The organism is Streptomyces sp. NPDC048419 (genome assembly GCF_043200415.1).
Lineage (GTDB): Bacteria > Actinomycetota > Actinomycetes > Streptomycetales > Streptomycetaceae > Streptomyces.
Map to the genome: position 1 here is coordinate 281,501 of NZ_JBICXT010000011.1, position 9,967 is coordinate 291,467.

The 9,967-nt window shown below is 69.4% G+C and carries 11 protein-coding genes and 1 rRNA gene; 2 read left to right on the forward strand and 10 right to left on the reverse strand.

Going from position 1 to position 9,967, the window contains the following annotated elements:
* Window positions 1–98 precede the first annotated feature (98 nt).
* Complete coding sequence (locus ACGFYN_RS24225) at window positions 99–1,322, forward strand: DUF5667 domain-containing protein (protein WP_393867917.1); 1,224 nt, start codon at window positions 99–101, stop codon at window positions 1,320–1,322.
* A gap of 73 nt (window positions 1,323–1,395) precedes the next feature.
* On the opposite strand, the gene ACGFYN_RS24230 is transcribed toward ACGFYN_RS24225, so the two are convergent.
* From ACGFYN_RS24230 to ACGFYN_RS24250, 5 genes are all read right to left on the reverse strand, one after another.
* Window positions 1,396–2,448 carry a lysophospholipid acyltransferase family protein gene (locus ACGFYN_RS24230; RefSeq protein WP_393867918.1) on the reverse strand — a complete coding sequence of 351 codons (1,053 nt, stop codon included), beginning with the start codon at window positions 2,446–2,448 and terminating at the stop codon, window positions 1,396–1,398.
* A gap of 14 nt (window positions 2,449–2,462) precedes the next feature.
* Window positions 2,463–3,524, reverse strand: a complete 1,062-nt coding sequence (locus tag ACGFYN_RS24235) for an NAD-dependent epimerase/dehydratase family protein (RefSeq protein ID WP_393867919.1) — start codon at window positions 3,522–3,524, stop codon at window positions 2,463–2,465.
* Between the two features lie 280 nt (window positions 3,525–3,804).
* The gene (locus tag ACGFYN_RS24240) at window positions 3,805–3,903 is read right to left on the reverse strand and encodes a 30S ribosomal protein bS22 (RefSeq protein ID WP_003948845.1); all 99 of its coding nucleotides are present in this window, start codon (window positions 3,901–3,903) and stop codon (window positions 3,805–3,807) included.
* Between the two features lie 154 nt (window positions 3,904–4,057).
* Entirely contained in the window at window positions 4,058–4,267 is a 210-nt protein-coding gene (locus ACGFYN_RS24245) for a helix-turn-helix domain-containing protein (protein WP_016437488.1), read from the reverse strand.
* Between the two features lie 129 nt (window positions 4,268–4,396).
* Window positions 4,397–5,212, reverse strand: coding sequence for a phosphatase (locus ACGFYN_RS24250; RefSeq protein WP_393867920.1), 816 nt, complete (start codon window positions 5,210–5,212; stop codon window positions 4,397–4,399).
* A 241-nt stretch (window positions 5,213–5,453) separates the two neighbouring features.
* Here ACGFYN_RS24250 and ACGFYN_RS24255 point away from each other — a divergent pair, with 241 nt between their 5' ends.
* Window positions 5,454–5,885, forward strand: a complete 432-nt coding sequence (locus ACGFYN_RS24255) for a spore-associated protein A (RefSeq protein ID WP_393867921.1) — start codon at window positions 5,454–5,456, stop codon at window positions 5,883–5,885.
* Window positions 5,886–5,930: 45 nt separating this feature from the next.
* On the opposite strand, the gene ACGFYN_RS24260 is transcribed toward ACGFYN_RS24255, so the two are convergent.
* The 5 genes from ACGFYN_RS24260 to rrf form a co-directional block, all read right to left on the reverse strand.
* Window positions 5,931–7,103 (reverse strand): acetoin utilization protein AcuC, encoded by a 1,173-nt coding sequence (locus ACGFYN_RS24260; protein ID WP_393867922.1) that lies wholly within the window; start codon window positions 7,101–7,103, stop codon window positions 5,931–5,933.
* Window positions 7,054–8,274 (reverse strand): MFS transporter, encoded by a 1,221-nt coding sequence (locus ACGFYN_RS24265; RefSeq protein ID WP_393867923.1) that lies wholly within the window; start codon window positions 8,272–8,274, stop codon window positions 7,054–7,056. The genes ACGFYN_RS24260 and ACGFYN_RS24265 overlap by 50 nt, the downstream gene beginning before the upstream one ends.
* A 78-nt stretch (window positions 8,275–8,352) precedes the next feature.
* A complete protein-coding gene (locus ACGFYN_RS24270) occupies window positions 8,353–9,081 on the reverse strand; it encodes a VC0807 family protein (RefSeq protein WP_393867924.1) in 729 nt (242 codons plus the stop codon).
* Window positions 9,082–9,173: 92 nt separating this feature from the next.
* Window positions 9,174–9,818, reverse strand: coding sequence for an HAD family hydrolase (locus ACGFYN_RS24275; RefSeq protein ID WP_393867925.1), 645 nt, complete (start codon window positions 9,816–9,818; stop codon window positions 9,174–9,176).
* Between the two features lie 62 nt (window positions 9,819–9,880).
* Window positions 9,881–9,967: ribosomal RNA gene (gene rrf, locus ACGFYN_RS24280) — 5S ribosomal RNA — on the reverse strand; the annotation flags it as partial.

The following is a 9,967-nucleotide window of genomic DNA, read 5'->3' on the forward strand; positions in this document are numbered from 1 at the left end:
GCCGTCTCCGATCACTCGATCGTGTGGATGTGGTCAGAGCGTGCAACCCTCAGGACCCCCTGGGGAGTCGACCGTCATGATGAGAGGAGGTGCCGCCAGTGATCGCGAACGTATCGGCACACCGGCGGGCGAACGCCTTCGCCCAGGCCCTGGAGGAGCAGCCGGACCGGGGCACGGCGGCCGAGCAGCCCGAGGGATCGGCCCCGGGCCCGGCTGCTGCGGAACAGACCGAGCAGGGCCGCCTCTTGGCCCTCGCGGACTGTCTCGGCGAGGTGCCAGGACCGAAGCTGGATCCCGAGGTCAAGGTCGTCCAGCGGGCCCAGCTGGTGGCCGCGTTCGAGGCCATGATGCAGGAGGGCGCCGGCGGCGAGGAGGCAGGATCCGCGGTCCCCGTGCAGCGCTCCCGCGGTGCCCACCGCGCGAGCCCGCTCGGCAAGCTGCGGCCCCGGTCACGGCTGACGAAGGGCCTGGCCGCGGGCGGACTGAGCGTCGGCGTCGCGGCGGGGGCCTTCGGCGGAGTCGCCGCGGCCAGCCAGGACGCCCTGCCCGGTGACTCGCTCTACGGGCTCAAGCGCGGCATCGAGGACTTCAAGCTCAACTACATGTCCGAGGGCGACGACCAGCGCGGTGTGGCCTATCTCGACCAGGCCTCCACCCGGCTGAGCGAGGCGCGCCGCCTGATGGAGCGCGGCCGCGGCAACACCCGGATCGACCACGAGTCCCTCGGCGAGATCCGCCGCACCCTGGCCGGCGTCACGCACGACGCGTCGGAGGGCCACCGGCTGCTGCACGAGGCGTACGAGCGCGACCCCAACTCGCTCGGCCCCATCCAGGCCCTGTCCACCTTCTCCCGCTCGCACCGCGACGCCTGGGGCGCCCTGCGCGAGCGGCTCCCGCTCCAGCTCGGCGACGTCAGTGAGCAGGTGTCGTCGGTGTTCAACGCCATAGACGAAGAGGTCGCCCCGCTGCAGTCCCTGCTGCCCCCGCCCCCGGCCCGGAGCGGCGGCGACGGCAAGCAGCACGGCTCGGGCAAGGCCTCCAGGGGCACGTCCGGTTCCGGCCGGAAGTCGGCGTCGCCCAGCGCCGGTGGCAGCTCCTCCGCGCACAGCCGTCCCCACACCCCCAGCCAGTCGGCCGGCTCCACCGGCGAGGGCCTGCTCGGCGGCAACACCGGCGGCCTGCTCGACCCGCCGAAGGACAGCGGCAGCGCCTCCCCGTCCGCGAGCAAACCCCCGAGCAGCGAACCGGACGTGACGATCCCGCCGCTGCTCCCGGGCCTGCTCCCCGGCCTCGGCATCGACGGCGAGGACACCGGCCAGTAGGCACTACGACTGTGGGGGCGCCCTTCATCCGAAGGGCGCCCCCACAGTCGTACCGAAAACGGTCGTACCGAAATCAGAAGAACACCGACCGACGCTGCACCAGCAGTTTGTAGAGGGTGTGCTGGATCTGCTCCCTGACCTGGTCGGTCAGGTTGAACATCAGCATCGGGTCCTCGGCGGCCTCCGGCGGATAGCCGTCCGTCAGGATCGGCTCGCCGAACTGGATGGTCCACTTCGTCGGCAGCGGCACCGCACCGAGCGGACCGAGCCACGGGAAGGTCGGCGTCAGCGGGAAGTACGGGAAGCCCAGCAGCCGTGCCAGGGTCTTCGCGTTGCCGATCATCGGGAAGATCTCCTCCGCGCCCACGATCGAGCACGGGATGATCGGGGTGCCGTGGCGCAGCGCCGTGGAGACGAAGCCGCCGCGACCGAACCGCTGCAGCTTGTAACGCTCGCTGAAGGGCTTGCCGATGCCCTTGAAACCCTCGGGCATCACCCCCACCAGCTCGCCCTGGCCCAGCAGCCGTTCTGCGTCCTCCGCGCAGGCCAGGGTGTGGCCCAGCTTGCGGGCCAGCTCGTTGACCACCGGCAGCACGAAGACCAGATCGGCGGCGAGCAGGCGCAGATGCCGGTTGGCCGGATGGTGGTCGTGCACGGCGACCTGCATCATCAGGCCGTCCAGCGGCAGGGTCCCGGAGTGGTTGGCGACGATCAGCGCGCCGCCGTCGGTCGGGATGTTCTCGACGCCCTTCACCTCGACCCGGAAGTACTTCTCGTACACCGGCCGCAGCAGGGACATCAGGACCTGGTCGGTCAACTCCTCGTCGTAGCCGAAGTCGTCGACCTCGTAGTCGCCGGTGAGACGGCGGCGCAAGAAGGACAGGCCACTCGCGACGCGCCGCTCCCAGCCAGCGTCCTCCTGCGGCTTCTCGAGCGGCTCTTCCTCTTGCGTCACGGGAACATCATCCTGCGCAGGCGCCCTGCTGGGCAGGGGCTGGACCTCACCGACCAGCGCGGGTTCCGTGGTCTTGCGTCGGCTCCCCGCGCCCCGGCGCCGCGACGGCCGCTGAACGGCGCTTCCGCGGGACCGGTCGTCGTCGAACGGAATGACCTTGGCATCCGCCATCGTTGATGCGCTCCTCAGTTGGCGCTCTGCGTCGGGGGGTGGCCGCTGCCCAGGACGGGCAGCGCGGCGATCCGGTCGACGGCCCCGGCAAGGGCCTCCGGCGGCAGGAGCCCGGGTCCATGACTGCGCGCGAAGTCGGCGAAGGTCCCGGCCGTCGTGTACTTCGGCCTGAATCCGAGCGTCTCCCGCATCTGGTCCGTCGCCACGACCCGGCCATGGGTCAGCAGCCGGATCTGCTCGGGCGAGAAGTCCGTCATCCCCAGCGTACGCACCAGCGAACCGGCCCAGGTGACCGCGGGCAGCAGCAGCGGCACCGTGGGGCGGCCGAGCCGCCTGGAGCACTGGGAGAGCAGCAGAACCCCGTCGCCGGCGATGTTGAAGGTGCCGCTGTTGAGAGTGCCCCGCGCCGGCTCCTGCGAGGCGATCCGCAGCACTTCCATCACGTCGTCCTCGTGCACGAACTGCAGCCGCGGGTCGTAGCCGAACACGGTCGGCAGGACCGGCAGCGAGAAGTAGGAGGCGAGCGGCGTGTCCGCCGTGGGCCCCAGGATGTTGGCGAAGCGCAGCACGCACACGGCCACGTCGGGCCGGCGGCGCGCGAAGCCCCGTACGTACCCCTCGACCTCGACGGTGTCCTTGGCGAAGCCGCCGCTGGGCAGCGACTTGGGCGGGGTGGTCTCGGTGAACACCGCGGGGTCGCGGGACGCGGAGCCGTACACGTTCGTACTGGACTTCACCACGAGCCGCTTGACGGTCGGCGACTTCTGGCAGGCACCGAGCAGCTGCATCGTGCCGATGACGTTGGTCTCCTTGATCGCCGCCCGGCTGCCGCTGCCCAGCCCGGTGGCGCTCACATCCATGTGCACGACGGTGTCGGCGCCCGTCTCGGCGAGCACCCGCCCGATGGTGGGCTGTCTGATGTCGGCCTGGATGAAGTCCGCGCCGCCCAGGTGGTGCTCGGGCGGAACCGCGTCCACGGCGATGACCCGGTCGACCCCCGGGTCACGCTGGATCCGTCGTACGAACCGGCCCCCCAGCCAGCGGGCCACTCCGGTCACGAGCACGACCTTGCCCAAGATCTGCGCCTTCCTTCCAGCCCATCCGGTACTCGTAGCCTGTCGCGTTCCCCGCTTGCGGCCAACTTAGCGGGTCGATGTTGCGCTGTGATGACCACCCAATGCACGAAGTGACGACATCCACAGGCGTACGAACAGACCAAGCCATGTGAAACTCGTGCGTAGGCACAGGACGAGCGGATGATCGCGTGTGCTTCCGGTGGCTTCTGTGAAGCCCAAACGCGTGTGGCCCCCCACCGGTTGCGGTGGGGGGCCACAGAACACGCTCCTAGAGCATCGCTTACTTCTTGTTGCGACGCTGAACGCGCGTGCGCTTGAGCAGCTTGCGGTGCTTCTTCTTAGCCATCCGCTTGCGCCGCTTCTTGATAACAGAGCCCACGACTACCCTCGCTCACTTCTCATCACTCGGTGTTGGGCGCCATGGGCCCATACGACCTACGAGGGGCTAGCCTACCCGCCCGAGCGCTGAGGTCGTAATCGAGGCTTCCTGGGGAGATCCCTGCTGTGCCCTGAGGATCTCCCCGGGATGTCCGTCAGGCGGTTTCCACCCCCACGTAGCTCTCGCGAAGGTACTCGTGAACCGCGTTCTCGGGGACGCGGAAGGACCGCCCCACCCTGATCGCGGGCAGATGACCACTGTGCACCAGCCGGTACACAGTCATCTTCGACACTCGCATCACCGAGGCGACTTCCGCCACGGTAAGGAACTGAACCTCACTCAGAGGCCTCTGCTCAGCAGCCATGACACACCTGAACCTTCCGCACTCGACGGCCACCGGCTTCCCCTTCCGGTGACTCTTCGTCGCTGCGTGCTCACTCCCCAATGTAGGGGCGGGTGATGCGAGTGGGGAAGAGGTGCACCCATCGGCGGCCTACTGTGACAGACACGCTCGATTGAGTACGTAGCGGGTAAGCGGCCGGTAGTAATCAGACCGCACGGCGTCATCAAGTGGAACGACGACGGACACGGACCCCTCGGCCTCCCCCACGAAGAGGGCGGGGTCGTCCGTATCTGCCAGACCAATGGCCTCGAACCCCAGCTGACCTGCCCCGCAGACCCAGCCGTGGTCCCCGACGACCAGCTCGGGAAGGGTCCCGCCGACCTCGGCGGCCGCGGCCAGCGCGGTACGAACCGGGAGCGGAGAGTGCGTGTGTACGCCGGTCGCACAACCGGGGCGGGGCGTCCCGGGTTCCCGCACCAACGCGACTCCTTGTGCGTAGTCAAGGTTGTACGTACGTAGACCGAACCGGGTCGTTATGTCGACACTGCGACCATACGCAGGGGTGAGGACGGTACATCCCGCCGCCGACAGTGCGTCCGCCAAGGCGGCGTAGAAGCCGAGCAGACGGTGCGGGTGACCGGTACCGAGGAGCACAGGGGCGCTGCGCTGGGCCGCTGCGGCGAGACGAGCCGCGAAGGCGTCCAGCGCGGTCAGGGTGCGCTCCGGATCGATCACATCTTGGCCGGAGACATGCCCAGGATCGGCCGAAACCCCGCACTTGTCCGACATCAACTCGATCAGATCCCGCTGTCTCCACGTCCATTCGGGGTCGAGCCCGATCAGCACGCGGGGATCGCGAGCGGCGAAGAGCCGATAGCTGCGCAGGCTCTCCTCGCGCGAGGTGGCCACGGGCCCGGCGAGACGGGCCGCCAGGAGATGGGCTCGCAGGGCTCCGGTGCTCAACACGTCTGTGATGGTGGCGGACCGCGGGCGAACGCGCGGCGGAAACCGGTGAATTACCGCACGGGTGGCTCAATACGCCGCATAATGCCGCACCCCGTGGGCAGTGACAGAACGGTGACGGAAGGCACCACAACCACCGTCCGGGCTCCCCGGTCTCATCTTGCGTGGACGGCAACGACCAACCGTTCACGGCACGTTGACCGACACGGGCAACGTGGACCACACCACAGCAGGGGGAACAACCATGAAGAAGCTGTCCCGTCGCGCCACGACCGCCACCGCGCTCGCCGTCCTGGCCCTCGGCGGCACGCTCGCCGCGACCACCCCGGCCTCGGCGGCCACCAAGTCGGCCGCCGCCGCCACGTACAACGGCGCCTGCGGCACCGGCTACAAGGTCATCGACTCCACGCCGGTCGGCAACTCCGGCAAGATCTTCCTGACCTGGAACCAGTCGACCGGCAAGAACTGCGCCGTGACCGTTCGCAACACCACGGGCGCGAAGACCCACATGGAGGTCGCTCTGAAGGCCATCGACAGCAGCCAGCCGGCCGCCAAGGACTCCGGCCAGTACACGAGCTACGCCGGCCCGGTCTACGTCACCGGCCGTGGCTACTGCGTCGCCTGGAGCGGCACCATCGGCACCGCTTCGGCCGGCGACTCGGGCCACTGCAGCTGATCCGGCGCCGGGGGCGGGCCGCCGCGTCCGCCCCCGGCACCACTCCTACGCCAGCAACCCCCGCAGCGGAAAGGCCGCGCGCCGCGTGGCCAGCACCGCCTGGTCGAGCCGGTCCGCGGGGTCGTATCCCTCGTCCCATCCGGCGTACGACACCGGCCACCGCCCGTCGGTCATCCGCGCCGGCGCCAACTGCCGCGTACGGGCGAAGACTTCCTGCCGCCATCCCTCGGGAATCATCGTCTCGGGCGCGACCTCCCGCCCCGCCGCGATCGCCACGAGATGGGTCCACGACCGCGGCACCACCTCGACCACCGCGTATCCCCCGCCGCCGAGCGCGACCCACCGTCCGTCGGCGTACTCGTGCGCCAAATCGTGACAGGCGACCTGCACCGCCCGCTGCGCGTCGAGCGAGACGGCCAGATGCGCGAGCGGATCCTCGAAGTGCGTATCGGCCCCGTGCTGCGACACCAGCACCTGCGGCCGGAAATCAGCGATCAGTTCAGGTACGACGGCATGGAAGGCCCGCAACCACCCGGCGTCCCCGGTCCCGGCCGGCAGCGCGACGTTCACGGCCGACCCCTCGGCGGAGTCCGCCCCCGTCTCCTCCGGCCACCCGGTCTGCGGGAACAGCGTCCGCGGATGCTCGTGCAGGGAGATCGTCAGCACCCGGGGGTCGTCCCAGAACGCCGCCTGCACCCCGTCCCCGTGGTGCACGTCGACGTCGACGTACGCGACCCGCTCCGCCCCCAGCTCCAGCAGCCGCGCGATCGCCAGCGCGGCGTCGTTGTAGATGCAGAACCCCGACGCGCCGCCCGGCATCGCATGGTGCAGCCCGCCCGCGAAGTTCACCGCGTGCAGCGCCTCCCCACGCCACACGGCCTCCGCCGCCCCGACCGACTGCCCGGCGATCAGCGCCGACACCTCGTGCATGCCGGCGAAGGCGGGATCGTCCAGCGTGCCGAGCCCGTACGCCCCGTCCGCCGCCTCCGGATCCGCCGAGGCCGCCTTCACGGCGTCGATGTAGTCCTCGCGATGGACGAGCCGCAGCGTCGACTCCCCGGCGGACTTCGCCGCCACCACCTGGACCTCCTCATCGAGCCCGAAGGCATCGACGAGGTGTCTGGTCAGGGCGAGCCGGACCGGGTCCATCGGATGGTCCCGGCCGAAGTCATAGCCCGTTACTGCCTCGTCCCACATCAGCTGTGCGCGGCCGCTCATGCCCGCCACCGTATCGGTCCGGTTGAGGCGCGAACGAGCGGGCGTAGAACAGTGTCACCAGCACCAACAGCATCGGCACGAGCATCGCCCAGCGATAGCTCCACGCGTCGCCCAGCGCCCCCACCAGCGGCGAGCCGATCAGGAAGCCGACGTAGTTGAAGATGTTCAGCCGGGCGACGGCGGCATCGGAGGCGTTCGGGAACAGCCGCCCGGCCGCCGCGAAGGTCTGCGGCACCAGCACGCACAGCCCGAGCCCGACCAGCGTGAACCCAAGCATCCCGGCCCACGCCCCCGGCGCCACGGCCACCACCGCGAACCCCAGCGCCCCCACCACCGCACCCAGCCGCACGACGGCCACGGCCCCGAACCGCCGCACCCCGGTGTCCCCCAGCGACCGCCCCAGCAGCGTGGTCACCATGTAGACGTTGTACGGCACCGTCGACAACTGCTCCGAGCTCCCGAGCACGTCCTTCAGGTACTTGGCGCTCCAGTTGGAGACGGTCGAGTCCCCGATGTACGCGAAGGTCATCACCAGGCACAGCGGCAGCAGCAGCTTGAAGACGATGCCCTGCCCCTGCGCCCGCTCCCGCTCCTGCTCCTCCACCGCGGAGGAGCCCCCGTCGACGTACCAGCGGCTCCCCACCAGCGTGGCGGGAAGCAGCACGGCGACGACCGGCAGATACGACACCCACAGCGCCAGATGCCAGTGCGCCCCCACCCAGGCCAGGGACGCCCCGACGATCCCGCCGAGGCTGAACGCGGCATGGAAGCTGAGCATGATGCTGCGGCCGTACGTCCGCTGCAGGCTCACCCCGAGCATGTTCATCGAGGCGTCGAGCCCGCCCACGGCAAGCCCGAACGCGGCCAGCGCGATCCCCAGTTCGGCCAGGTGATCCCCCGCGCCGACCCCGAGAAGCGCCAGCAGCACCACGGGCTGAAGGCACCGCAGCAGCAGGCTCGGGCGTATCCGCTTCACGAGCTGCTCGGTCGTCACGCTGCCGACGCCGGCCAGGACGGGCACGGCGGCGAGGAAGACGGGCAGCAGCGCGTCGGACACCCCGTACCGGTCCTGAATGGCCGGGATACGGGTCACCAGCAGGGCGAAGGTGGCGCCCTGAGCGAGGAAGCTGAACGCCAAAGAGGCCCTGCCGCGCCGCAGCACATCTGTCATGGCGGCGAGCGTAGGGCCCCTGGCTACCTGTGGGTAGATCAAGCCAAAGATGAATTTTCCTCAGCTTCACCTTCTCGCTCAGACGGCTACCGCGACCTCGGTCCGGGCGGTCGCCTCCGCGGCCTCCGCCTCGGCACGGACCATCGCCTCCATCGGCCCGGCGGCCAGCCCGCCGCTGAGGAGGAAGGTCAGCGCCATCACACCGATCATCAGGACCCCACCGAGCCACACCATGGTGTCCACGGGGATGGTGTACGCCCCCACGACCCGCGCCACACACTCGGCGAGCAGCGCCACGCCCCACACCACGGAGAACGTCCGTTCCTTGCGCAGGAAGTCCGCCGAGGCGGTCGACCGGCCCGACACAAGCCGCTGCCAGGCGGCCTCCTTCGCCTGGTCGCCCTTGACCAGGAAGGGCTTCAGGCCGGCGGTCATCATCGGCCTGCCGAGAATCACCGACACCAGGATGCCGATGCCGACGGTGCTGCTGACCGCGCCGTCCTTGGCGAGCATCAGCCGCGGGTCACCGGAGACGAAGCTCAGCAGCAGGGAGACCACGTTGACGACGAGGATCAGCCCCGCCAGCCCGTTCGTCCTGCGCTCCTTGACCACGCTCCAGAGGGTCCGCACCGCCGGGACGACACTGCTCCAGGCGAGCGCCGCGAAGGTGCTCATCCCGAAGGCGTTCTTGAACAGGTAGTACGAACCGAGGGGAACCGCCACGTCCACGATCAGCGGACGGAAGTTGTCGAGCGCGCTGGGAGTCTTGGTGCTGCTCAGGCTCTGGGACACCGTGTTCGTCGTCATGCCCTCAGCTTCTCGTCCGGGACCCGGTCGCCAGTAGAAACGATCGTCCGGAGCTCGGCGTGACAAATGTCAGCAGAGCACCGATGCCGACGTCATACGAGCAGGTCAGTCAACTCGCCCAAGTCACTGAAGAGTTGCGTGGCCCCGGTGAGCCGCTCGGCCGGCGTCATGGCGGTGAACCCGTACACGTCCATCCCGGCCGCGTTCGCCGCCCGCACCCCCAGCGGACTGTCCTCGACGACCACGCACCGCTCCGGCGCGACACCCATCCGCTCGGCCGCGTACAGAAACAGATCGGGCGCCGGCTTCCCGCGCCCCACATCCTGCGAACTGAAGACCCGTCCCTCGTCGAACCACCGGTCCAGCCCGGTCTTCCGATGCCCCACCCGGATCCGCTCATGACTCCCGGAGGACGCGACACAGTACGGCACCTCGTCGGCAGCCAGCTTCTCCAGCAGCCCGACAGCCCCTACGACCGGCTCCAGGTCCCGCTCGAACGCCGCGAACACCCGCGCATGGAAGACGTCGTCGAAGTCCGCCGGCAGCTTCCGCCCGGTCCGCTCCTCTACGAGGTCATGGATGCGGTGCATGGCGGAGCCCATGTAGTCACGCAGGGATTCCTCGTACGAGGTCGGGTGCCCGAGCTCGGTCAGGTAGGCGGCGAGGAGCCGGTTGGAGATGGGCTCGCTGTCGACGAGGACACCGTCGTTGTCGAAGATCACAAGGTCGTAGCGCATAACCTTGAGCCTAAACGCAGAAAACCCCCGCACCGAATGGTGCGGGGGTTTTCTCAAAGATTGTTCGGCGGCGTCCTACTCTCCCACAGGGTCCCCCCTGCAGTACCATCGGCGCTGTAAGGCTTAGCTTCCGGGTTCGAAATGTAACC

Bases quoted from the DNA above. Each gene is read 5' to 3' on its own strand.
- ACGFYN_RS24230 (WP_393867918.1), bottom strand. From the start codon at position 2,448: ATGGCGGATGCCAAGGTCATTCCGTTCGACGACGACCGGTCCCGCGGA.
- ACGFYN_RS24245 (WP_016437488.1), bottom strand. From the start codon at position 4,267: ATGGCTGCTGAGCAGAGGCCTCTGAGTGAGGTTCAGTTCCTTACCGTG.
- ACGFYN_RS24255 (WP_393867921.1), top strand. From the start codon at position 5,454: ATGAAGAAGCTGTCCCGTCGCGCCACGACCGCCACCGCGCTCGCCGTC.
- ACGFYN_RS24260 (WP_393867922.1), bottom strand. From the start codon at position 7,103: ATGAGCGGCCGCGCACAGCTGATGTGGGACGAGGCAGTAACGGGCTAT.
- ACGFYN_RS24265 (WP_393867923.1), bottom strand. From the start codon at position 8,274: ATGACAGATGTGCTGCGGCGCGGCAGGGCCTCTTTGGCGTTCAGCTTC.
- ACGFYN_RS24270 (WP_393867924.1), bottom strand. From the start codon at position 9,081: ATGACGACGAACACGGTGTCCCAGAGCCTGAGCAGCACCAAGACTCCC.
- ACGFYN_RS24275 (WP_393867925.1), bottom strand. From the start codon at position 9,818: ATGCGCTACGACCTTGTGATCTTCGACAACGACGGTGTCCTCGTCGAC.